Origin of the sequence: Microcoleus sp. PH2017_28_MFU_U_A (assembly GCF_020738035.1) — a bacterium.
In the GTDB taxonomy this organism is placed as follows: domain Bacteria; phylum Cyanobacteriota; class Cyanobacteriia; order Cyanobacteriales; family Microcoleaceae; genus Microcoleus.
This window is the reverse complement of sequence record NZ_JAEQCX010000087.1, coordinates 18,898-43,931: the sequence shown is the minus strand read 5'-3', so window position 1 is coordinate 43,931 and position 25,034 is coordinate 18,898. Positions and strand designations below refer to the sequence as shown.

General features: G+C 46.4%; 14 protein-coding genes and 2 pseudogenes. 7 read left to right on the top strand and 9 right to left on the bottom strand.

All coding sequences use genetic code 11. The features are described from left to right. Positions 1 to 402 precede the first annotated feature (402 nt). The 5 genes from JGK14_RS21575 (at position 403) to JGK14_RS21555 (ending at position 10,475) form a co-directional block, all read left to right on the top strand. On the top strand, positions 403 to 1,575 hold the full coding sequence (locus JGK14_RS21575) for an RNA-guided endonuclease InsQ/TnpB family protein (protein ID WP_293191469.1): 1,173 nt from the start codon (positions 403 to 405) through the stop codon (positions 1,573 to 1,575). Between the two features lie 221 nt (positions 1,576 to 1,796). After that, complete coding sequence (locus JGK14_RS21570) at positions 1,797 to 6,137, top strand: hypothetical protein (RefSeq protein ID WP_293233357.1); 4,341 nt, start codon at positions 1,797 to 1,799, stop codon at positions 6,135 to 6,137. A gap of 394 nt (positions 6,138 to 6,531) precedes the next feature. Then, a complete protein-coding gene (locus JGK14_RS21565; protein ID WP_293191465.1) occupies positions 6,532 to 7,242 on the top strand; it encodes a sugar transferase in 711 nt (236 codons plus the stop codon). 627 nt (positions 7,243 to 7,869) lie between these two features. Beyond that, positions 7,870 to 8,388, top strand: coding sequence for a CDP-diacylglycerol--glycerol-3-phosphate 3-phosphatidyltransferase (pgsA, locus tag JGK14_RS21560; protein WP_293185762.1), 519 nt, complete (start codon positions 7,870 to 7,872; stop codon positions 8,386 to 8,388). Between the two features lie 635 nt (positions 8,389 to 9,023). After that, positions 9,024 to 10,475 (top strand): HAMP domain-containing methyl-accepting chemotaxis protein, encoded by a 1,452-nt coding sequence (locus JGK14_RS21555; protein WP_293185761.1) that lies wholly within the window; start codon positions 9,024 to 9,026, stop codon positions 10,473 to 10,475. A gap of 158 nt (positions 10,476 to 10,633) precedes the next feature. Here the strand turns inward: JGK14_RS21555 and JGK14_RS21550 are convergent, their stop codons facing one another. The 3 genes from JGK14_RS21550 to JGK14_RS21540 all read right to left on the bottom strand — a co-directional run bounded on the left by JGK14_RS21550 (position 10,634) and on the right by JGK14_RS21540 (position 16,966). Beyond that, the gene (locus JGK14_RS21550; RefSeq protein WP_293199177.1) at positions 10,634 to 12,379 is read right to left on the bottom strand and encodes a diflavin flavoprotein; all 1,746 of its coding nucleotides are present in this window, start codon (positions 12,377 to 12,379) and stop codon (positions 10,634 to 10,636) included. Positions 12,380 to 12,727: 348 nt separating this feature from the next. After that, positions 12,728 to 14,455 carry a diflavin flavoprotein gene (locus JGK14_RS21545; RefSeq protein WP_293185758.1) on the bottom strand — a complete coding sequence of 576 codons (1,728 nt, stop codon included), beginning with the start codon at positions 14,453 to 14,455 and terminating at the stop codon, positions 12,728 to 12,730. Positions 14,456 to 14,869: 414 nt separating this feature from the next. Beyond that, the gene (locus JGK14_RS21540; RefSeq protein ID WP_325315467.1) at positions 14,870 to 16,966 is read right to left on the bottom strand and encodes a GAF domain-containing sensor histidine kinase; all 2,097 of its coding nucleotides are present in this window, start codon (positions 16,964 to 16,966) and stop codon (positions 14,870 to 14,872) included. Between the two features lie 291 nt (positions 16,967 to 17,257). On the opposite strand from JGK14_RS21540, the gene JGK14_RS21535 reads away from it, so the two are divergent. Continuing rightward, the gene (locus JGK14_RS21535; RefSeq protein ID WP_293292988.1) at positions 17,258 to 18,184 is read left to right on the top strand and encodes a pantothenate kinase; all 927 of its coding nucleotides are present in this window, start codon (positions 17,258 to 17,260) and stop codon (positions 18,182 to 18,184) included. 433 nt (positions 18,185 to 18,617) lie between these two features. Here the strand turns inward: JGK14_RS21535 and JGK14_RS21530 are convergent, their stop codons facing one another. The 5 genes and pseudogenes from JGK14_RS21530 to JGK14_RS21510 all read right to left on the bottom strand — a co-directional run. Then, complete coding sequence (locus tag JGK14_RS21530; protein ID WP_293185754.1) at positions 18,618 to 19,424, bottom strand: alpha/beta fold hydrolase; 807 nt, start codon at positions 19,422 to 19,424, stop codon at positions 18,618 to 18,620. Between the two features lie 158 nt (positions 19,425 to 19,582). After that, positions 19,583 to 20,038: an NUDIX hydrolase gene (locus JGK14_RS21525; RefSeq protein WP_293185753.1), complete on the bottom strand. Its 456-nt coding sequence runs from the start codon at positions 20,036 to 20,038 to the stop codon at positions 19,583 to 19,585. A gap of 69 nt (positions 20,039 to 20,107) precedes the next feature. Then, a pseudogene (locus JGK14_RS21520) lies at positions 20,108 to 20,407 on the bottom strand (peroxiredoxin); the annotation flags it as partial. A 63-nt stretch (positions 20,408 to 20,470) separates the two neighbouring features. Then, positions 20,471 to 21,769: an RNA-guided endonuclease IscB gene (gene iscB, locus JGK14_RS21515; RefSeq protein WP_325315466.1), complete on the bottom strand. Its 1,299-nt coding sequence runs from the start codon at positions 21,767 to 21,769 to the stop codon at positions 20,471 to 20,473. A gap of 239 nt (positions 21,770 to 22,008) precedes the next feature. Next, a pseudogene (locus JGK14_RS21510) lies at positions 22,009 to 22,170 on the bottom strand (peroxiredoxin); the annotation flags it as partial. Between the two features lie 885 nt (positions 22,171 to 23,055). Here JGK14_RS21510 and JGK14_RS21505 point away from each other — a divergent pair. After that, complete coding sequence (locus tag JGK14_RS21505) at positions 23,056 to 23,247, top strand: hypothetical protein (RefSeq protein ID WP_194066729.1); 192 nt, start codon at positions 23,056 to 23,058, stop codon at positions 23,245 to 23,247. Positions 23,248 to 23,351: 104 nt separating this feature from the next. On the opposite strand, the gene argH is transcribed toward JGK14_RS21505, so the two are convergent. Next, a complete protein-coding gene (argH, locus tag JGK14_RS21500) occupies positions 23,352 to 24,737 on the bottom strand; it encodes an argininosuccinate lyase (RefSeq protein ID WP_293174966.1) in 1,386 nt (461 codons plus the stop codon). Positions 24,738 to 25,034: the final 297 nt, after the last annotated feature.

The window sequence follows — 25,034 nt, the reverse complement described above, 5'->3', positions numbered from 1 at the left end:
AGCGAGAAAAGTAATTCCCGACTTCATGAAGGGAATAGAGGGATTGCCGTTTATTCCTGTAGTTTTAGGACTGTGGACTAAAATTACTAACGTAGATGTATAACATTGACTACTTTTGGGTAGCTTTGTCCATGTTTTTACGAGCGGTTATGGGTGAGGCAGTGGCAGTTCGGGCGATCGCTGCTATCCGTCTTCGGGTATCGCCTGTCTGTGTCCGGAAACAAGGAAAGCAGCCGCAGAATTGGAGAGCGCTTGCAGTCAACAGAAGCGGGCATTTGATGCGGAAGTACCGCCTAACCTATCATCAGAAAAATGGGTAGAAACCCCGTCCTTATAAAACGGATTTACAAAAATATACAAAACAAATCGATTGCCTTACAAAAGACCTGATACTATGTGAAGATGGAAAAAGCCTACCGCTACCGATTCTACCCAACCACCGAGCAAGAAAATATCTTGCGACGGACAATGGGTTGCACTCGGTTAGTGTACAACAAGGCTTTAGCCGCTCGCACGGAAGCCTGGTATGAGCGTCAAGAGAGGGTTGGATACAAAGAAACCTCCTCAATGCTAACAAATTGGAAACAAGAAGAAGAGCTTGATTTCCTGAACGAAGTTAGTTGTGTACCCCTTCAACAAGGACTTAGACACCTTCAAACAGCTTTTACCAACTTCTTTGGAGGACGAGCTAAATATCCTAATTTCAAGAAAAAGCACAGCGGCGGTAGCGCTGAATTTACTAGATCAGCTTTCCGTTGGAAAAATGGCCAACTGTTTCTCGCAAAGTGTAACGATCCGTTACCTATTCGCTGGAGCCAGCAAATTCCCGAAGGGTGCATCCCGTCTACTGTTACCGTAAAACTAACACCCGCTGGACGTTGGTATGTCTCCATACTCGTAAATGACTATACGATTAAACCGCTTCCTAAAACCGATAAAACTATCGGATTGGATGTAGGGATCGCTAGCCTGATTACCACCAGTAATGGCGACAAGATTGCTAATCCCAAACAATTCAAAAAACTTCGCAAAAAATTAAAAAGAAAGCAAAAAGCCCTAGCCAAAAAGCAAAAAGGAAGTAACAATCGATACAAGGCACAGTTGGAAGTGGCTAGAGTCCACTCACAAATAGTCGATATTCGCAAAGACTTCTTGCACAAGCTGACAACTCAAATTATTCGTGAAAACCAAACGATTGTAGTTGAGGATTTAGCTATCAAGAATATGGTGAAAAACCATAAATTAGCTCTTGCTATTAGTGACGCTAGTTGGGGTGAGTTGATTCGCCAACTAAGTTACAAGTGCGAGTGGTATGGGCGAGAGTTTGTAAAAATAGACCGCTGGTTTCCTAGTTCTAAACGCTGTGGAAACTGCGGTCACATTGTTGAAAAATTGCCGTTGAATGTTCGAGAATGGGAATGTCCTAAGTGTGGGATAAACCACGATCGCGATATTAACGCTGCAAAAAATATTTTGGCGGCTGGGCTAGCCGTTGCAGTCTGTGGAGCGACCGTAAGACCCGAACAGAGCAAGTCTGTTAGGGCGGGTGCTATGAAGCAGAAACCCGATCGGTGACGATTGGGAATCCCCGCTCATAAGAGGACGGGGTGGATGTCAAGGCAATAGAAGTCAACCGAAGGCAAAAGCAAAAGGTTAATTCAAAGTTGTCAGCAAATATTAGTCAATTATTGACGGACTCACATTCAGATTATTCTATCTATTGGCATAGCTGCCGCCTGACTTCAATCTTTTTTCAATAAAGTTTCTACTTAGCCGCATTCCCAGAGGTTCCGCCCTTGAATTCTCAGAAGTACAAAATTCAAGCACTGATTGCTGAGATTGATGAGGTACTCAGCAAGCCCGCACCCCGCTTGCCTTGGACGGGTTCGATCGATACTGTCCACCAGCGCCAACTTTTAGAGCGAGTTCGCACTTATCTGGTTTCCTCAGAGTCAAAGGTAGCTGCCCGCAAGGGGCCCGCCAGCCCAACTGTCCGCCCGGAACCAGTTCCAGTACCCAAAATGCCCCCGAGGATCGATCGCCCCTCAGCAACAGAGCAAATTATGCTTGCCGTCACTGAGGAAATCACCAACCTGCGATCGGGTTTGACGGGGCCGCTCCAAGAAGAAATAGTAGCTCTGCGACAAGAGCAACAAGCCCTCATTCAAGAAATCAAACAGCTAGAAGCAAAACGGCAGCAACAACAATCCCTAGCTCAGCAACAAGCAAACCAACAGCAAATCATTTCTGAATTCTTGCAGGTACTGACGGGGCGCTTGGAAGAAACCTTGGATCGCGATTTATCCCAAATTTTTGGTAGCCTAGAAAATCAATTATTACCAAGCACTGCTGCACAATCGCAGCAATCGGCTTTAAGCGCACAAACCTCAGAAGAACTCCCGCTGCTAACACCGGCTCAGAGATTGGAGCAAATGCAACGGTTCCAAGCTAGTGCTGACAGTCTGCTGATGAGGCTCGATTCTACGATGGGTATCGTGTTCGAGGCTTTGGAAGCAAATCTGCAAAGCTATCAAGCTTCCTTGTCCCAAGGACTTGAAAATATGCATGGTTTGAGCCAGCAGAGCGAGGCAATGTTCGCGACTTTTGTTAATCACTTGGTCGCACAGTTGGGACGAGAAGCCTCTTCCTACGTGCAGCAGCCGATCGCCCTGGCAAATGTCCAAACAGGTTCCCCAACCGCATCCGATCGCTCTGTTGCTACTGGCGGCTTCTCAAATACCAAGATCCACTCATCAGCCGATGCCGAAAGTGAAGAGCGCAGTGGCGAACTCCCAGAACAAGACAGATTGCCCTACGCCGGGACAGAAATTTCTTCGCAATTCGGAAAGTTGAGGCGCGATCGCGATCGCATTGAAACTCCTCTCTCGCTCCCGGATTTGGAAGATAATTTGTTCGGTTCTTCACCGGAAATCCCTCCACAGCCAACTCGCTTTTCGGGTGCTGATTCGGAAAATTTCTTAGCAGAAAATGACGAAAATGTTGAGGATTTGTACGCTAGTTTGTTCGCGGGAGAAACAGTCGCAGAACTAGAATTAGAACTGGAAGATTTCACGATCGAAAATACGGAAAGTGCTGCCGCGACAGAAGCGGTACTATCTCCATCAGTGGCAGAGCGTGAAACTACAGAACCCCTAAATTCTGCGGAAGATTTGTTTGCAAATCTACTGGATGAAGGCGAATCGCTGGAAGATGTTCTAGCAGATGAAGATTCAGAATTTGCAATCGGTAATTCTGTAGAGGCTCTAACTTTAGATACTGAAGATTTATTTGAACCGCAAGTTACAACAGTAGCTGAAGTTTCAGCACCGTCAGCCTTAAGTTCGATCGAGCCTCAACTTGAGTTGGACGATCGAGAAAATCTAGAAATGGCTCAAAACCTAGGCGAGCATTTCGACACTGCTGCTGTGCCGGGGCCGCGTCCTGAGCAGGGGCCCCCGACTGCGAGCGCGGGCGATCGAATTAGCTCGAACCAACCCAGGAACACCCGTGTACCCAGTGCCCGTGATGTTCAAACTGGAGATTTTGGAAGCTCGTCCCAAGGGCTCAACGATGTTTACATCCAAGCTTCGCCGGAGGAGGATTTGCTGCCGGTTGAGGCATTAGAAGATGACCTGGATCGAGCTCTCAAGTTGGATGTGAGTACGATGGAACTGTTGGAGGCAGACCTCTACAATCTCGAGGGTTCGGATAATAATGCTCCAAGGCGATCGACTTCAAGTGCTTCTAACAACTTGGATTTATTGGGGAGTTCCCCTGACGACGGTGCAGACAATCCCTTTGCGGAAGCGGCGGAGGAAGAACTCGGATCGCTGGAGGATTTGTTCTCCGATGAGTTGGAACTTTCATCTGAAGATGAACCCTTTGTTTTGGAGGATGAACTTGAGGATGATTTGTTTGCTGGTGAAGATGAATCGAATTTGACGCTAGACGAGATTTTGGCGAGTTTGAAGGATACCGATCCAGAAGTGGCCCAAACTCCGGAAACCGAGGAACTGCCGTCAAATCCTCCAAAAAGTCAAAAAAAAAACCTAATTTCCAGACAGAGTAAAGCCGGGGTTGTTGAGGAGATAACCGAATCTAGAGAGTTTGCTGTTGGGCAGCAGCAAGAGTCAGCGCTACATTCTGTTCCAGGTGCGATCGCCCCTTCATCCTCTCAATCCCAAAAACGCCCGAATTCTCTCTGGTATTTGGGCCTTGATTTTGGTTCCAGCGGGCTGTCGGCGGCTTTGCTCGATCGCGCCAGCGGCCAGTTGCACCCAATTTACTGGGAAACAGCCCAGGCTGAGGTTTCCGCAGCCAGCGCGAGCTTTCGGATTCCCTCAGTCGCGGCGATCGAGGAAACAGCCCCAACCGCCACCAGCGGCCCGCAGGTGACAGTCAAGTCAGTGGGATCCCCGCAGTTGGATTTGCGTGCGGGAGAATTTTTATTGCAAAATTTTAAATTGCCTTTAAAGGTGGGCATTCCTTATCAGCGGGCAACTGGTGGGATGTACGAACCGCTGTTGCAGTGGTCATCCGATCTGGCTGTGTCGATCGCCCTACCGCTGCACGCTGTGCGGGCGCTGCTGGCTACTTTGAATCGAAAGCACCAGGGGAAAAAATTTCGCACATCGCCGGAAGTTTTGGATTCTGCCAGCCCGGAGGCGAATTCTGCTCTATTGCCAATTTCCCATTTAATCTGTAAAGCTTCGGGACTGACGCCAGAAATTCTGGATGCGGCGCTGCAAGACTTGCAGGGCGTGATTTTGGGGACTCCAGCAAGCTGGTCTCAGGCCTATGGGTTTAACCTGCGGGAGGCTGTTTTGGGCGCGGATCTGGTGGCTTCGGGCGCGCAAATTTTTGTGGTTCCCGATGCGATCGCCACTTTGGTTGCTGCTGTAACTCCTATAAAAAATGCCACAGGAGTGCAATCTGCGGCAATGGATACTATTGAAAGCTCCCTTGCAGAAGCTGCACCGCTAACTGTCAATGCTTCCTCTTTTAGCGGGGGAACTTTGATTGTGAATGCGGGGGCTGCCACGGTGGAATTAGCTGTAGTTGAGTTGCAGGAAAATCTTCAAAATTTAACTCGTGCTGATTTTACTTGCCAAAGTTTTGATGCGGCTGGCAATGCTTTCGATCAAGATATTATTTGTCAGTTGTTGGCTAAGAATGAAACTTGGGGAATGTCGATCGATTTGCCGCGTCCAGGGCATCCAGATTTGCCGAGTCGCTATCAATTGCAGCAGCGGTTGCAAGGTTCAGATTTTGGTCTGCAATTGTTAGAGGCTGCAAGGCATTTGAAAGTTATTTTGCAACATCAAGAAAGTTGTGTTTTTGATATTGACCAGCAGCATTGGGATGTGAAGCGTCGAGATTTGGAAAGTTTAGTTTTAGTGCCTTTTGTACAGCAGTTGAATCGTGAATTGAATGCTTTGCTCAGCCGTGCGGGAATGTCGCCTGCCCGAATCAATCAGGCGATTTGTACTGGGGGCATGGGTGGTTGGCCTGCGATCGCCCGCTGGTTGCGGCAAAAGCTGCCGAATGCGATCGTGGTTCAAGATCGCGAATTGGAGAGCGATCGAGATATTTCGGAAATTTACAATTTCGCCTCAAATTCCGTATTTCAAAGCACAAACTCTTCAAAAAAAAGCGGTCAAGTTGCCTGCGGGTTGGCAAGTTTAGCTCTCTATCCTCAAATTTTGGATGTGCGACAGCAACAGTACAGCGACTTTTTTCTGCTGTGGGAATTAATGCAGGTTTTGGGTAAGAAAACTCTGAGCTTTGAGGAAATTTTGCAGTTGCTCGAACGCCAGGGCGTGAACACCCGCACCTGCGAGCCCCGAATTCTGGGGATTTTGGAAGGAAGATTGCCGGCGGGGCTTTTGCCAGAGGAGGAAGATTTCATGCTGCTAGCCGAGGAGTCGAGGCAAAATCCGGATTGGCAAGCAATTTTGGCGGAGCCGCTTTTCTTTGAAGATGTTTCGCGGGGTTATCGTTTGAATGTGGAACACGCCTCTGTTGTTCGCGAATATTTAGGCAAACTTGCCTCTAGCAGCCAGCAAAAATTGTTGGAGCCACTAACAATTGCTTGGGATATTCCCACGGATATCGATCGTTCAACAGTTGACAGTTGACAGTTGACCGAAGGAGAGCGAACTCTACCCTTAAGTCCGAGGATTGGAGTAATGAATAGTCTGATTTTAATTTCTCTCTCGAAGGCGGGCGGGCTTTCAACCGATTCTTTCTGGTAAACTGCAAAAAACCGGTTTTCTGAGGCGAATTATCCCTTTCTTCCCGAATATTGCTTATAAAAACCGGGTTTGTGGCGCTCAAAAACTCACTTTTTTTGTTGAATCTAGTTAATTTTACCTAAAATTTATACATTTTTAAAATAAATACACACAAACTTTATAAAAGAGTAGCAGCTTTTTAAAGATTGTGCAAAGCCCTGGAGTTCCTCTTCTCGCGATCGGGAGAGTCTCATAAGATAGACGTGAGATCATCTTGTTAAATCTTGAGACTAATCAGATGAAATTTGTGATGGGTGCTTCTAAATTATCAGTGTTATCAGAAATGCTTTCGTTATTTATTCCGAAACCTACTTACAGAGTTTGTGTATCAAAACAGCCACTTCACCGATCCGTAACAAGTAAGGTCAAGCGGTCGATCGATATTTTGGGCTCGTTGTTAGGACTGGCAATTGCTGTGGCGTTAGCCGTGCCGGTAGCGCTAGTGATGCTTTTGGACAGTCGGGGCCCGCTGCTGTACAGTCAGGTTCGCTGTGGCTTCAAAGGACGGCATTTCAGAATCTGGAAATTTCGATCGATGGTTGTAGGTGCAGAAAATCTCAAACACCTAGTTACCAACCAAGCCAAGGGTCACATTTTCAAGAATGATAATGACCCGCGAATTACCCCCATCGGTCGCTTTTTGCGGTGCACGAGCTTGGACGAGTTGCCTCAATTCTGGAACGTGCTAGTCGGGGACATGAGTTTGGTGGGAACTCGACCGCCAACTCCCGATGAGGTCGCAGGCTACGAGGACTTTCACTGGCAGCGTTTAAATGTCAAACCCGGTCTGACTGGGGAGTGGCAAGTCAACGGACGCTCTGGAGTTAAAGACTTTGACGATATTGTGCACATGGATCTAGACTATCAGCGCAAGTGGTCTGTTGTCTACGACATCAGCCTGATTTGCAAAACTATTTGGGTTGTATTGAATAAACACGGTGCGTGTTAATTGATTTAGTCGATCGGTTGTTTTGGGTTGTTTTTTGTGAGCTTCGATTAGATGAATATTAAGTTAAAAGCTGTTTTGCTCAAAGTTAAACAGCTACCAAAAAATGCTAAATTAAGGGCAAGCTTTTTACAAGCTTGCCCTTAATTTTTTTCTATTCCTTTATCTTTCTTATTTCGGTCAACTGTCAACTATAGCAATCCTAAACGATTCATGAAGAGTTGTAGGGGTAGCGCCCCCGTGCCTACCCCTTATCTATGGAGGCAACCGGGTTATTCAAGAACCTACAAAAATTATGCAAATGATGCGAGGATTGCTATATATCAACTGTCAACTGTCATAAGAGGGCAGGCACGGGGGCACTGCCCCTACAACTCTCCCAGATCCACTGTCATATCGTTTCCGGTTGTATCGGTCGGAATGATTTAACCACAGAGAGCGCAGAGGGCGCAGAGAGAAAAGATAGAGATAAATATATGACAATGCAATCGGATTTGATATCAACTGTCAACTATCAACTAAGAGGGCAGGCACGGGGGCACTGCCCCTACAACTGTCAACTGTCAACTGTCAACTGTCAACTGTCAACTGTCAACTGTCAACTGTCAACTGTCAACTATTAACTGTCTTATGAATTTGCCTAATTTGATTACTTTTTCTCGCTTATTGGGAGTGCCGTTTCTGCTCTACGGTTTGTACGACCCAAGCGCGCAAAGCCGTTGGATTTGTACCGCGATTTTTGTGGTAGCGGCGGCTACTGATTGGCTGGACGGGTATTTGGCTAGAAAGCTGAACCAAATTACCGATTTGGGTAAGTTTCTCGACCCTTTGGTGGATAAATTGTTGGTACTCGCACCGCTTTTAGTATTGATTGAGTTGGGTAAAGTCCCGGCTTGGGCAGTGTTTTTAATTTTGGGGCGGGAGTTGACAATTGCGGGGTGGCGTGTTAATAAAACTACGATTTCGGGAGCTAATATTTGGGGCAAGTTGAAGACGGTGAGTCAGATTGTGGCGATCGCACTTTTAATCGCTCCCCTCTCCGAAGACTGGAACGTTCCGGCATTAATTGCGTTTTGGGTTTCTGTGGGTTTAACTTTAATTTCTGGCGCTATCTATCTCTGGCCGTCCAAGACTGCTGAGGAAAAGTAAGGATGAGCAAGTTATTGGTTTGAATACAAATTGGATATTCTAGCTAGCTAAGGTCGCAACGGGCGATCGAACTTTGCTGGAATGTACACAAAAACGTTTTTGACGAAGAATTCTGGATGCACTAATCTGCTATACAAGCACTTTGTGGTATGGCAAATTGCCATGCTTGAGATCGCACATTCCGCACCCGCTTAGGAATAGGCTCACACAGTATAATTACTGAGAATAATCCATCCTTACAGTAATAAATTATGCCTTTAAAAAAGTTTTTCATTACTTAACACGCGGTATAAAAGTATAATTTATAGCTTAATAGCTCTATAAAAACAAGTAAAAACCGAGGGCGCCCAATGTGGGAAGAGCCAATCTGTGGCGTTCTTGCGTCCATAATTGACCCAAAAATATCCTGGATTGCGATCGCCACAATTGAAACAGTAGTTGACTAGACTGGAATTGTATCTGCGGTTAACATATCAGTCAACCGCAGATGTAAGGCAGATCGACGCAGATGAACGCAGATCGTTCAAAGAAAAGCGAGCTAATGAATGCCATGCAAGTCTATTGAATGTTGGTGCGTCCATAACTGCTATTAATAGCGCTGCTAGGAAATACTCTATTGCAAATTAGCAAAAATAATGAACTTAGGAATTCGGGCTAAATTGTTGGCTAGCTTTGGAGCTTTGACGGCTTTACTCGCAGTAGTCGGATTTGTGGGTTGGCGGAATACTGTTGAATTAGCACAAGATGCGGAGAAAATGTACGCATATCAAGTTAAGGGGACGGTGGCTCTAGCCAACTCAGAGTCAGCTTTGTGGAAGCTGCGTTACGGCTTCCCACAGTTTCTAGTTTTACCATCCAAGCGATCGGACATTTTGACCGAAGAGCCACAATTATACAAAATAATTGACGATAACCTGCGAGAATATGCCAAAGGCGAACTCACCGCAGAAGAGCAAGTTGCTTTCCATAAGCTGCAAGATGCTTATCACAGGTATATTGCGGCCAGACCTAAGTGGTTTGAGTTGCAGCAAGCAGGTAAACTTAAGGAAGCAGCAGAGTATCGCGCAGCTACGACAACTCCTTTTGGTGCCGAAACAGTTGAGGCTTTTTCAGAACTAATCCAACTCCAGCGAAAAGTTGGCGAAACAAAACATCAGGAAATTGAAGCCAATATTCAGGGTTTGACAGTTTTGCTAGTCTGTACTCTGAGTTTTGCTTTGTTGTCCGCAGTAATCTTGACTGCGATCGTCAGCCGCGATATTGTTAACCCCATAGTGCAATCTGTCAAGAAGATTGCTTCTTCTTCCATGGAAATTACTGCCGCAGTCGAGCGACAAGAATACACGATATCTCAGCAAGCTAATGCTGTGAATCAAACTACTGCGACGATGAACGAGTTAAGTGTTGCATCGTCTTTGTCGGCCAAGCAAGCAGAAGCATCGGCAGTCTCGTCGCATCAAGCACTAACCCTAGCTGAGTCTGGAAATCAATCTGTAGAAAAGACGATGAAGGGAATAGTAACTCTGCAAGAAAAAGTAGACGCGATCGCCAAACAGATTACATACTTGAACGAAAATACTGTTAAAATTAGTGGGATTTCTGACCTGGTAGCCGATCTCGCTAACCAAACAAATATGTTAGCTCTTAATGCTGCTGTGGAAGCAGTCCGTGCTGGGGAAAACGGCAAGGGTTTTGCTGTTGTCGCGACAGAAATTCGGCGACTAGCTGATGAAAGTAAACAATCAGCCGATAAAATTAATGTTCTAGCTAAAGAAATTCAAGTTGCGATCGGCTACACGGTGATGGTAACGGATGAAGGTTCAAAAACCGCAGCACAAGGAATTACACAAGCTAGGGGGACAACAGAAATTTTTGCTGGTGTAGCAGAGGCGATAGACAAGGTATTTTTGAACAATCAACAAATTGCTCTAAATGCTAACCAACAGGCGATCGCAATTGAACAAGTGCTCGCAGCAATGAACCATGTTAATTTAGGAGCAACAGAAACTGCTACTAGCATTGCTCAAGTTAAAGTTTGTACGGAACTGCTCAACCAAACCGCAGCAGAACTAAATAAAATGGCTTAGTAGAAGGAAGAAGTAAAAAGCTGTAAGGTGCGGTTTAATTGTCAGGATAGCATATATAAAACTACCAAAAGGCTGGCTAAGGTATGTTGTTGCGCTTCAGCGCTCTTTCCGGATCTTAGGAAAGAGCGCGCTGAAGCGCAACAACGTACCTATGCAGCTTAATAATGACTCCCCGATTTCCGGTAGTGCACGGCTGTCACCCCGTCATTTTTCAACAAATGACCGCTTTCAACCGCCGCATAAACCACCCAGTGATCCCCGCATTCCATCCGACCGATCACTTCGCATTCGAGATAAGCTAAAGCTTCAGTCAAAACCGGACAGCCGTTGCTAGCTTCTGTTGTTTCAACTCCGGCAAATCTGTCTTCTCCCGGAGCAAAGTTTTTCATGAAATACTTCCGCAACTGTCGCCCTTCTGCTAAGATGTTGAGCACAAATTTATCTCCGGCGTACATCAAAGCTTCGATCGATCGATCTTTAGCCACCGCAATCGTCAAACCCGGAGGGCTAAACGTGGCTTGCGACACCCACGAAGCCAACATCGCACTCGTGACATCCCCGCGCCGCGCCGACAGTACGCACAGCGAACCTACCAATCTTCCTACAGCTTGTTCCGTGCGATCGCTCCCACCAGTCAACTGCGGTTTCGGCGCCCGCAATTTTTGCGACTTAATCAAGGCTTGAGCAAAATCCGTTCCCGCTTCTTTGCACTCGTGAATCGTCGCAGCCGTCGGCTTAAACTTGGCTCGAATCGGCTCAAATCCAATCCGATAGCCAGCATCTTTTAATTTTCCTTCCACTAAGTCGATCGCCTCGCCACTCCAGCCAAAAGAACCGAAAACCCCCGCTAATTTGCTTTTAGTTGCTGTAGACAACACAATTCCCAAAGCCGTTTGAATTTGCGTCGGTGCGTGTCCGGCTAGCGTCGGAGTACCGATGATAAATCCGGCACATTTCTCGATCGCCTCTTGAATTTCTCCCGGTTCGGCAAATTCGCAATTGATGCTTTCTACAGCAACACCGGCCTTCGTAATCCCTTTGGCGATCGCCTGCGCCAAAGTAGCAGTATTGCCGTAAGCCGAAGCATAAATCAAAGCAACTGTCAAGTCTTTTGAATTTTGTTGTTGGCTCCATTCCCGATACAAATTGCTCAATTCGTGGAGGCCGTAACGGACGATCGGGCCGTGACCGGGAGCGTAAAATGCTGTTGGCAAATCAGCTAATTTATCCATTGCTGTCAGCACTTGTTTCGCCTGAGATGCGTGCAGGGAATCGTAATAATAGCGCCGATCTTCGCTGTAAACGCTCCAGCCTTCATCAAATACTTGATCGCCGCAAACGTGAGAACCAAAAAATTTGTCAGTGAACACGATTCGAGTTTGCGGATCGTAGGTGCAAAGTTCATCAGGCCAGCGCGGAGTCGGAGTCGCCAGGAATTTTAATTTGTGACCTTTACCTAAATCAAGAGTTTCTTCACCCCGAACGATCATAATGTTTAACTCTTGTTCGGGAAAAGCCGATCGCAAACCAATAGCCGCCGGATTCGTACAAACAAAAGCTACTTGTGGAGCCAATTCTAACAAAGCTTTGATCGTGACGGATCTGTTAGCATTGAAATGCCCCAAAATTATGTAATCCAGCATTTTCAAGTCCACCCGTTTCTGCAAAGATTCCAGATAATTTTGGGTGAAAGATTCTCCCGGCGGGTCGAACAAAGCAGTTTTGTCAGCTTGAATGAGATAGCTGTTGGCTGTTGTCCCCCTTTGCAGGGAATATTCTACTTCAAATTTTAGTCTGTCCCAAGTGCGCGATCGCACTGCTGCGGTATCTGTGGCAATTGGGACAAACTGCACGTCGCGGGGTTTGGTATTAGATGCGAGTCTAGGAGTCAAAGTATTAGTCATTAATTGCACCTATCTATATTAAGTTTGCAAGGGGGAAACTGTTGATTTTGTGAATGAGATTTTTTTTATTAACCGCAGAGGACGCAGAGGACGCAGAGGGAGAAAGGAAGAAATACAGTAGCATCGTCCTGTGTTTAAATGTAGGGTGCGTCAGCAGATAGTTGATGATTAACTCGAATAAAACTTCGGCTGACGCACCTTACTAATACCTTTGGAGTGTGTTGACTCAGACAAGAAAGACAAAAAACTCGAGGGTTTAATTTCTCTCTTGCTTTTGACAACACTCAACAGTCAACTGACAACTGACAACCGTCAACTGTCAACTGTCAACTGTCAACTGTCAACTGACTAATAGTGATTGCCGACTTTGCGGTGGTGAACTGCCGGCAGTGCTTCGGGATTGGAGACGCGGCCGCTATCGACCGTAGCATATACGATATGATGATCCGAAAGTTCCATCCTGCTGACCACTTCGCATTCCATGTAGGCCAAAGCATCGGTCAAAATCGGAGAACCGTTGGTAGCAGGTTGAGTTTTAACTCCGGCAAATCGATCGGCACCTGGGGCAAAACGCTTCAAAAAGTGCTTCATCAAGCTTTGATAATTGCCTTCTTCCAGCACGTTGAGTACAAACTTATCACCCGCGTGCATCATCGATTCGATCGCCCGATCCTTCGCAACTGCTATAGTTAAACCCAGCGGTTTAAAGCTGGCTTGCGTCACCCAAGAAGCCAACATCGCACTGCTAACCTCGCCTTTTTGAGCAGTAATAATGTACAATCCGCCGCTGATGCGTCCCAAAGCTTTATCAACATCGCTATCCAGGGATTTCATCTGTTTGACAGCCTTGTCCCGCGACAGCCACTGTCCCAAGTCGGTACCGGCTTCGTCGCAAACTTGATAAATCGCTTCCGTCGGCGCTTCTTTAATCAAAATGTTGGGAAATGCTTCTTTCAAACCCAACTCTTTGAACTTGTTTCGCAGCGGATAAATCGATGCGTCATCGCCACCGCCGGATTCGCACAAACCGAAGGATTGTTTGTTGTTAGCTGCAACTAAAATTGTGTTAATAGCAGCTTCGGCATTCTCCGCAGCAGCGCCATTACTCGGTGGCGAACAAATCACAATCCCCGCAGCGCTACCGACAAGTTCCCGCACTTCCTGCAATTCGGCGGTTTTCAAGTCCATCATTTCTACGGCGACACCGGTTTTGGTAATCCCGTGGGCAATGGCTTGGGCGAGGCGATCGCTAAATCCGTAATCAGAAGTGTAAAATACCGCTACAGTGGTTTCTGCCTTAGCTTGTTCTTGGCTCCACTTTTTGTAACGTCCGGTAAGTTCCACCACATTGTACCTGAGCAGCGGCCCGTGACCGGTTGCCACCGTACCGATTTCTCCCAACTCGGCCATCCGCTTCATTGCACTCAGTACCGATCGAGCATTTGGAGCCATCAAACACTCATAATAAAAGTGATAATCCTCCTCAACCGCCGCTAAATCGTCATCATAGGTACTGTCAGAACAGTAGTGCATCCCGAAAGCATCGCAGGTGAACATCACCTGAGTTTTGCTGTCGTAGCTGAAAATAGTATCAGGCCAGTGCAAATTCGGCGCCGACACAAATTCGATAACGTGGCCGTTTCCTAAATCTAGTTTGTCCCCATTTTTGACTACAAGTCGCTCAAATGGCTGGTGTATCAGGTTTTCTAAAAATTGAATTGCTACCTTCGCCCCCACGACAATCGCCTGGGGTGCCAAAGCCAGCACATCTTTCACCAAACCGCTGTGGTCTGGTTCAGTGTGGCTGATAATTAGATAATCAATCTCTTTCGGGTCAATTTCCCCCTTCAGAGTGTCCATATATTGCTGGCGAAACTTCTCGTGCGAGGTATCTACGAGGGCTGTTTTTTCGCCGCGAATGATGAAAGAGTTGTAAGTTGTACCGTTTTTGAGCCCGAATTCGATGTCAAAACGGTCTCTATCCCAGTCCAGGCATCGAATTGCCGTTGTATCAGAGGCAATTTCGACCTTTTCCACCGTCAATCTGCGTTGGACTCGTTCAGTCAGGGCTACCATACTCTGCCTCCTTGTCTGTTATCCATTACCTTATTGTTTCCATTCTGACACGTTTCTTTTGTAAATCTTCATAAAATTTCTTATGATGCTGTTAAGTAACTTCAAAGTTATTAATGTTTGAGTTGGGCGATTCCCTACCCGATAGATTCGCTTCACGCCAGTTTTTGCACAAATCTACCGATCGGGTCTTGACAAAATTATGATTTTGCCGATCGAGCTAAAAAAAAATACACGCACCCGCGACCTCAGAAACCCGGTTTCTTCGTATATTTCTCGTTCCCAACAAAAAACTCGTAGAAACCGGGTTTCTAGCCGCTCATAGGGCGGCCCTGAAACTCTCCGAAGTGTTGTTACGTTGGGGCCAACGATCGAATTTTATTGTGGGAGTTCTCGGAGGAAATAATATGACAAATCTTATCCCTTCTGATTAGTAAGTGGTAACTCCACAATCAACTCAGTGCCTTCACCAACCTGACTGACGCACCGAATCCGCCCGCCGTGAGCTTGTACAATTACCTGATAGCACACTGAAAGCCCCAAACCAGTACCTTTTCCTACAGGTTTAGTCGTAAAAAACGGGTCAAAAATCTTGTCTTGAATGTGCGCCGGAATGCCACTTCCTGTATCGCGCACAGAGATTGTTACCCAGTCCGGCTCGCTTTGCCAACTGCGGATCGTTAATTCTCCCGGTTTGTCGGCCCAGGCGATCGCATCTAAGGCATTGTCAATCAAATTATAAAATACTTGGTTGATTTGACCGGCATGACATTTGACTGGCGGCAGATTTCCGTATTGCTTGTCAATTTTTATATTTGATTTTAGTTTATTTTGCAGCATCAATAAACTGCTTTCCAAACCTTCATGCAAATCCACCGCTTTAAATTCAGCGTGATCCAAGCGAGAAAAACTTCGCAGCGTCATCACGATCGATCGAATCCTGCCGCTGCCTTCCCGCATCGAATTGAGCATTTTGCCAAAGTCCTCTCGAATGTAGTCGAGTTCTAATTCTTCATTGATTCTGACAATTGCTTCCGCTGCTTCCGGGCAGGCATTTCCGCACAATTCTATAGATTCGTTCAAGACTTTAAAATATTCTTGAGCGTGAAACAAGTTAGCGTGGATAAAATTGTTGGCGTTGTTAATTTCGTGAGCAATTCCCGCCACCATTTGCCCCAATCCAGACATTTTTTCGGTTTGAATCAATTGCTGTTGAGTCGATCGCAATTCTTGCATTGCGGCTTGCAATTGCTGGGTTTGAGCTTGAGATTTGACCGCAGCTTCTCGGACTTGGCTGTAAAGTTCTGCTTGCTGAATCGCGATCGCCATTTGGTCGGCTAGCTGCGACAGCAACTCCATTTCTTGGCGCTGCCAATTTCGCGTATCGCCGCACTCGTGAGCAATCAGCAAACCCCACAGTTTACCGGGAAATTTTACAGGACTTCCGGCTGTAGCGAGTAAATTTTCTTCGCTACCGGATGTAACAATGGGTACGATCAGATTAGCTTTTACCTGCAAGCTGTCTAAGAAATCAACGTGACAAGGCTCTAAACCGGCATTAAAAATATCATTAATTGCTTTGACTCGCCCTTGCTGGTAAAGATCGGCGTAATTTCCCCTAAAACACTTATCTTCCCCCATATCTCCTAGAATAGAAGGCCAAGGAACTGTCATATCTTCAACGACAACTTTTCCTTGCCAGTTATCTTCAAACTGGTAGATAATTACCCGATCGCACTGCAACCATTGGCGGACTTCTCTCACCGCTGTTTGCAGGATAGTTCCCAGATCCAGGGTACTGCGAATTTGGTTGCCAATCAGTCGCAGCAGAGATTCTCGTTCGGCTTGACGGCGGGTTTTGCTGTAGAGTTTGGCTTGATTGATCGCGATCGCCAATTGCGATGCTACCCCTTCTAACAGTTGCCGTTCCCAATCAGTCCATTCCCGTTCGCGATCGCACTGATGCAAGCCAATTATGCCATTCACTTCACCTTGATAGCGAGTAGCGACTGCCAGCATTGACTTAATTTCCAAAGTCTCGGCAATTTTTCGGGTTTGTGCATTTAACCCCGGAAAATCCAGAAACTTCGTCAATGCTAGCGACTCTTGTCCAGACACGACTGCGGCCAAGTGCGGGTTGTCAGTAATCGGTACTTTCATCCCCAGTTGTATGGGATAGTCTCCCGCGTTGTACTCTCCCCGCGTGACTAACGTTTTTTCTGTATTGGATTCTTTGACTAAAATACTCGCGCGGCTGCACTGTAGCGCTTGCCCCAGCAATCGGCACGCCGATGTTAAAATCTGTTCTATATCAAGGGTGCTGCGAATTTCGTTATTAATTTCGTTGAGCAAGTTTGATAGCTGAACTTGCTGCTGCATCTGCACGATGATGGCTTTTTGTTGGTCTACTTCCGGCAGCGAAAGACCTTCTTCTTGATTCCAGTTACCTGATTCAGGCAACCGCGCAGTCAGTCTCTGCCAGGGGGTTTCTTGTTGTTGTATTTTTAAAGACATATTTACTCAGCACTTGTACAGTATTTTGATAGACTCTGGTTGTTTACACATTTGCTTACCCCGCCAACAGCAGATCGTCGCTACCACGAATTTAGGACGATATTAAAACATTATAAATGATATATCCCGAGCATAGCAATTATTTGCTTTACAAATATTTATAAATAATAATTATGGTCAAGGAGCCGACAATACTAATGAGGCACGCGCCATCTTTTTCGTCAGATGTCAATTAGAGTTAACCGTCCCCCTAAGCGAATAAAATTAATCTAAAATCTATCTTTAGTGATAATGTTTGCGCGCGATCGATCGATGAACATGAAAAACTCAATTGCCGACAATTTTTGTCCGGGATCTGGCACTGACAACCCGATCGCTGGATTGACAGGTAAAAGCCTGGTTAAAATAGCTTTGGCGATCGGCAATTCGCGGTTGCACTGGGGATTATTTAAGGGCAGAACTTTGGAGAGAACATGGGATACTGAGCATCTCAAAGCTGATGCTGTTTCCCGGCTCTGTGAGGCAGAAAAAGCGGAATATTTGGTGGAAACGGTGATGAGGTCGATCGAGCAAATATCAGCTCAAAATCTGCTTTGTCTTCCTGCTACTCCCGCTGTGTCTAGTCCTCACACACTTTCTGTAGTGCCGCCACCTTTAGTTTTGGCCTCAGTAGTTCCCCAGCAAACAGCAATTTGGCAGAGTTATCCTGAAGTCCGAATTATTACTTTAGACCAGTTACCGATCGGGGGACTCTATCCTAGCCTGGGGATTGACAGAGCTTTAGCTTTATTGGGTGCTGGCAACCAATTGGGTTGGCCAATTTTACTGATAGATGCTGGTACAGCTCTAACATTTACTGGGGCTAATGTCAATAGGTATTTAGTCGGGGGTGCCATCTTACCGGGTTTGGGTTTGCAGTTGTCCTCGTTAGGGAAAAAAACCGCTGCATTGCCCTCAGTAGGCTTACCAGAAAATCTGCCGCGTCGCTGGGCTACAGATACTGCTGGGGCAATTCAAAGCGGGGTTGTATATGCGGCGGTGGCAGGAGTTAGGGATTTTATTGAAGATTGGCGGAGGTTGTTTCCGAATAGCAAAATTGCAGTCACGGGGGGCGATCGCATTTTGTTATTGAAATACCTCACCGCACTATTTCCCGATACGGCTTCCTCGGTAATTGACGCACCAGAGGCTATTTTTTGGGGAACCGTGGGATTTTAGATTTTAGATTTTAGATTTTAGATTGAGGGATTGGGGGATTGACCAATTGATTGAGATTTGATGTTGAAGAATTGGTAATGATTGATTCCGTACAGGTTGGGAACAGGGGCATACAGTTGTATTTTTTTTAATTCATATTAGTTTGTTAAATGTTGACGGCGACCAATTCTTTGCAATCAATCGGAATGGGAATAATAAGAACAGAAAAAATCTGCCTCAATCAACACAGTGTTAAACGCAGCAACTGGCTCTATTATGCAGGTTAATGTTTATTAGGCACGTTGTTGCGCTTAAGCGCTCTTGCATATTAGGCACGTTGTTGCGCTTAAGCGCTCTTGCATATTAGGCACGTTGTTGCGCTTAAGCGCTCTTGCATATAAAGAGCGCTCAAGCGCAACAACATACCTTTTTAAAAGGTGTACCAATGACCAATTCATTTGGCAAACTGGCGAATATAGCGAGCAACAATATCCGGGACTTCCTGCGGCAAATTGATGTCTCCCGGACTGACAGATTCCAGTTCGGCATTAGGAGCCAGAGCGGCATAGGATTGACACAGAGACAAAGCTGCGGGGGTATCTTCAGAACCTTGCAAAACCAAAACAGGCGCTTTCAGCAAGGCCAAATTCTCATCAACTAACTCTGCTATAATTTCAGACCGCCGCCGCCCGAACAGCAACTGCACGGCAACTGGGGACTGCATCAACTGCTGTCTCAAGTTTAGCAGTCTGTCAATCTGCTTTTGACCCCCCAGCAACTTAGCAATTGGATAGATCGATCGCAACAACCAGTATGCCAACGGAGGTTGAGCTATCAGCCAGCTAGCCGTCTGCCACCGCCCCCCCTGGTTGCCAGCCTTGACGCCTTCTGGGGCTAACAACACTAAACCCTGAACTCGATCGGGATATTTGATGGCGTAGCTAGCAGCCACCCAGCCGCCCAAAGAGTCACCAATTAAATAAACCTCTTGCAGGTTCAAAGCATCGAGGTATTGGGCGAGACATTCTACTTCCAGATCGATCGAATAATTAACATTTGGGTGTTCCGAGTCGCCAAAGCCCAGCAAATCTGGTGCGAAGCATTGGAAGTCCGGGCTCAAAAGCTCGATCGTCCGCAGCCACTGACTGCCGTCGCCCCAAGAACCATGCAAAAATACTAAATTTGGGCCTCTGCCGACTTCGCGCCAGAAAATGTGTCCTAAAGAGAGTTTGACCCGAGAATTGCGTAACGGTGAGTACATCCGGTTTAATATTCAGCAATAAAAAGATTATTAAATTAATGTTCAGATATCATAAATTAAAGCATGGAAACATTAAAAATTAATTCCCTACTAATAAAAGGTAGCTTGTTAAGGTGAGGTAATTCCCAACGTTGCTCAAATGTAGATGCCCTGAGAATTTACGCTAAAGTTGTCAGGCCTTGAAAATAGTTCTGCAAGTGTTCGCCATTATCATGGCTAAGCTGGTCTTCCGGCAGCGCAGTCGGCAAAAAAGCCTCCACCTCGCTGATTTCAAGCGAATCCTGAACTTGCATCTTGCCCTGCACCTCTGCTTCCACCACGATACAAATCGAGTGCAAGCGAGGATCTCGATCGGCAGCCGAATAAACGCCCACCAAGCGACGAATTTTGACTAAATCGAGTCCTGTTTCCTCCGCCAATTCTCGGCGCACTGTTGTCGGAATATCCTCTCCCCAATCCACCATACCTCCCGGAAGTGCCCAGCGACCGTTGTCGCGGCGTCGAATTAACACTATTCGCCCGTCAGGTAACACAGGAATCACGGCGGTACCAGTGACGGGATGTCGAAAAATCAGACCCAGCACAGTCTGTACAAATTGCCACAATCTACGCATACACTCAAAAGCTTGTTTAGGGGAAAGTAATTTTAGACCTGCTATCTCGCAGATTTGGGGTCAGAATTATTATATTCTTCTTTCAGGCAAAATGTCCGGCAACTGTCCTAAAATCTCCGCTGCGTGAGATTCTGGTTTGACTTTGCGCCAAACATTTTCAATCCTACCATTAGGGTCGATCGCGAAGGTCGATCGAGTAATGCCCATAAATTCTTTGCCCATAAATTTTTTGAGTCCGTAACAACCGTAGGCGGTTGCCACTTCGGCGTTTGAGTCGCACAGCAAGGGAAAAGGCAGTTGATATTTAGCTGCAAACTTGGTGTGAGATTTTGCCCCGTCTGTACTGACACCGATCACTGCAATATTTCGCGACTCGTAGTCCGATCGCTAGAAATCGCTTTATTGGAGTAATTCCGAGTCAATGCGAGCAAATTAAAGCTCATAGCCATAGCCGTCACTCCTATGTACCAAAACTACATTGCTCATGGTTGAGAGACTTATTCTTGCGCCATCGATCAAAACCTCAAACCCTTTTGGAGTAGGTGTTTTAACTCTTGCCGTATAAGTTCCAGCTTGAGCTTTTTTCCGGTCTTTGCCGATAGTAAACCTGACTACATCACCTGCTGCAATGTGAGTAAAAACAGTTTTAGCGTTTTTCACTGCCGGAAATCCAGAAGCATTAACTCGAATGGATTGGCGGCTGCCATGACCTTTACAGGTAATCAATAGAGGTCGATCGGTGAGAACTCGAATGCTTGCCCCAGACTCGCCAACACAAGCAGCATCAAGGCTGTGAGTTTTTTCAAGACCTTGACGCACTCGGTTCATTTTCGTTCTTGCACCTGAGGAGCATTTCACGTTCTCGCAAATAGATTTAGCCATTTTCACTATTGCGTATCTGGTTGAATTGACCGCAGCCGCATCTTTTAACGGTTTTGTGGAATTCTCTAAAACTTGATTCAAAATGTCAGGTGATTTTGCCAAGAAATCGCGAACGTCCAAGTTACCTTTTTTGACATTACAGACATGACAAGCTAGAGTTAGATTTCCAATGCGGCTACTCCCCCCTTTCGACTTAGATTGAATATGCTCAACTTCTAGCGGTACGTTTTCTGTGCCACAGTAAGCGCATTTTCTACCCCACTTTTGCAACAAGTATTCACGCACTTCGTATCCTTGTAATTCACCTTGTTGGTATTCAACTCCATCTATTTCTGGATTAGCTAACTTTTGGGTATCAAACCGAATTTGTTCAATTTCGATCCAGGCAATTGGACAATACCGCATAAAGCGTTTAATCCAAGTTTCAACTGTTAGCACTCTGTGTCGAATTGATGGAGCTAACCAACCCTCTGGCTTGGCACGATTCAATCGTTTCTTGCGATAGCGTAAATTGCGCGAACGTCTTCCACGTCTAAACCCTGCCCGTTTAACTAAATCGAATTTGATTGCTTCTCCTCGGTGATTTAGTTCTGCTCGAAACAAGATATCATTACCACATTGAATGGCAAACCCTGTCCACTGACTACCTGGGTCAATCTTGAGGATGTATTCCTTTGTTTGGGGATTTTCGATAGTTTGTTGCTGGATTACGACATAAGGGAATCTGCGAAAACTGGCAAGCTTCCCACGATTTTGTAATTCTCGGCATCTGCCGGGGTTAATCATATCTAACGGTTGCTTATCTCCGTTGATTTGAAATACCCAGTTCTGTTGTTTGGTTGGTTGCATTTCTGCTTCGCCTTTCGGGTGATGTTTGCTTTGAAAATGCTCCTGAGACTTGTCACTGGCAATAGTGTTTCACCTTCAAAAACTAGGCAATGTTCTATTTGCCAAACCGCTTAGAACTAGCGAATTCTATTGGGGTTTTGACCTCAGGTAGCGTAGATCTCAAGGATCTTATTCTGGTGTAGCAGGGTTTTTATCCCTGGGGTAAACTGGAAACTCCGATTTACTCCATTTCTTTGCTACTCGCGAAAGGCACAAGCTTCTTTGGTACAGCCGGGGGTGTTATCCCGAGGATAAAAATAAAGTACAACTCGTCGGCCTCGAAAATCTGCGAGGCCCACAAGTTGGCCGGCAGCGTCGGGCAGGCTGAAAACAGGGGCTAGGTCACCAGGATTGAGTGTCATTTGTGATATTTTTGAACCTCCCCAGCGCTGAAGCAACGGGGATTCCTGCCCACCTAGAAAAGGCGACAGCGGGACATTCAAGTGTCCCTCTAGACCCTCAAGATCAACTATCCGAAGATGTTGCGATTGGGCTTACTTTTAGTATGTTTTGCTTGCTTGAGTCCATCACTTTTGCCAGTTAGGTACACTCCTCAATCTGCCTTTATTTGCCCTTTAAGTATTCTGGATCTCGCGCCAGATATCTCGGTTGCCGGGATTTCTCCGTACTAGATTGATTCAACGTGTAGATGGTGATTCTTAATCGCTTCTACTATTTTATCACGGTGGCCGGGGCCGCGCACTCGTTTCTAGGCGGCGGTCGCCGCTACAGGCCGGGGCCCCATATCTGAAGCTAGGGGCCCCGGCCCCGCTTCTCGGTCAAGAGTTTTTAGAATATTTTCGCAAGTAAAAAATGTTGCGTCCCGATCGCGCGCTGATGAAGAGCGACTCAAGAGACTCTCAGTCGAGGGACTGTTCTTGTCGATCGGTAATAGTGCCGGGTGTGATATAATCGTCATCGGTCTAAAATTGAGTATAACTAGACAACGTAAAAACTCGCACTCAATTAGTTGAGTTCGCAGTCACACCGATCGGTGTTGCGGTTTAGGAAAGCTAAATTTGAACAAAACCTAACTACATTAAAGAGAATCGATCGAGTACGGTAGGGTATACCGGAATTCACGCTTGGGGAGAAGACACCTCTAAAGCCGCTGGAGCAATCCTGTCGGAAACAAGTGACTTCACCCAAGCCAGAATCTCAGTCACAAGCAAGTGCTGAGAGTTTTAACCTGAAGAATCCCCTCGCCGAAAGCTTGGGGAATGTCAATGTTTATTAGTGAGGTCAGAATGGCTAAGCGCCGCAATCTCAAGAAAGAGAAGGCACAACGAAATCAAGCATACGCTCGCAAGTTTCGCAAGCGGAGAAATCAAGATATGTTCTCCAACAAGAGAAGGCGATTTGACGGCGGCAACGGCGGCGGGATGGGCGCCATGAGCGGCGGCGGACGGGACAAAGATATGGCTGCTGCTGAAGAGTAATATAGTCAGGCTATCTGCCCAACTTAGAACCGAGAGTGCAAAACACGATCGTTCTAAGGAGAGATAGCCATTCTGAATTTGCCTAAGAATTCAACGAGGATAGTTTAGGCGATCCGATCGCGCGCAGCAATCAGTGATTTTCTCACTTGTTCAAATCCGGTGCCACCGTAACTATTGCGAGCAGCGACCACTTGAGTCGGTGCGATCGCGCTATAAATGTCTGTATCAAAAGCTGGGTGCAAGTCTTTCCACTCCTCAAGTGTCAAATCTTTGAGGAGTTTGCCCCCCGACAGACAAGTTTTCACAACTTTGCCCACAAGGTTGTAAGATTCCCGGAAGGGAACGCCCTTAGCAGCCAAATAATCTGCTACGTCTGTAGCGTTAGAAAAGTCTTCTGTAACGGCACTGGCAAGGCGATTGGTGTTAAACGCGATTCCTTCCCGCAGCAAAATCGTCATTGCTTCCAAGCAACCTTGTACAGTTTTGACGGTATCAAACAAAGCTTCTTTATCTTCTTGCAAATCTTTGTTGTAGGCCAAAGGCAATCCCTTCACTACTACAAGCAAGGCTTGCAAATGACCGAAAACCCGCCCCGCCTTGCCCCGCACCAACTCCGGCACGTCGGGATTTTTTTTCTGGGGCATGATGCTAGAGCCCGTAGCGCAGCTATCTTTGAGCGTAATAAATCCAAATTCGTGAGAAGACCACAAAATCATTTCTTCTGACAAGCGGCTCAGGTGTACCATAATTAAGCTGGCGGCTGCGAGAAATTCGATCGCAAAATCTCGATCGCTCACTCCATCTAAACTATTAGCATAAACCTGGTCAAACTCCAAGAGTTCTGCGCTATAGTGTCGGTCGATCGGGAAAGTCGTCCCCGCCAGCGCGCCGCAACCCAAAGGCGAAATATTCACCCGCTTCAAGACATCGCCAAGGCGTTCCCAATCGCGATCGGACATTTCAAAATAAGCTAACAAGTAATGAGCCAAACTGATTGGCTGAGCGCGCTGTAAGTGCGTGTAACCGGGGATTAAAGTTTCGACGTTGAGTTCTGCAATTTCGAGCAAAACCCCTTGAAATTCCCGCAATTGCTCGCGAATTTCTGCGATGCGATCGCGCAAATACAAACGAGTATCGGTGCCGGCTTGGTCATTGCGCGATCGGGCCGTGTGCAGCTTTTTGCCCGCATCCCCGACGATATCCGTCAGGCGCTTTTCTACAGCAAAGTGAACGTCTTCTGCATCAACTCCCGGCACAAAAAGACCTTGGCGGTATTCGCGGCGGATTTGTTCCAAACCATTGACTAGCTGTTCGCCTTCTGATGCGGAAATAATCCCAGTTTTGGCGAGCATCTTAGCATGAGCGATAGAACCGGTCAAGTCATACTCAATCAGTTCTATATCGAAGCCAATACTAGCATTGAATCGGGCGATCGCTGGGTGCAGCGCCGACTCAAATCTTTGACTCCAAGTTTTCGGTTGTGTGGTCATTGCTGAATGTAAAACTAAATTATATCTCTCTTGCAGAACTCTCTAAAAACTGTTTCGTAGTAAGGACTTTAGTCCTTCGGTTCGCACTCAGGATTTGAGTCCTCCGGTTCGCAGTAAATAAGGCAAGTCCTTCGTCCCAAATTCGGCAAGAAAGGACTAAGGTAATTACTACAAACTTTGTATACCTGTATTGACACTAAAAAACTGAATTCTAGACTACAAAATTATTAAAATTATGCTGCTGCATCAGAAAGGACTGAAGTCCTGACGGCGAACCTTTGAAATCCCTTCCTGACG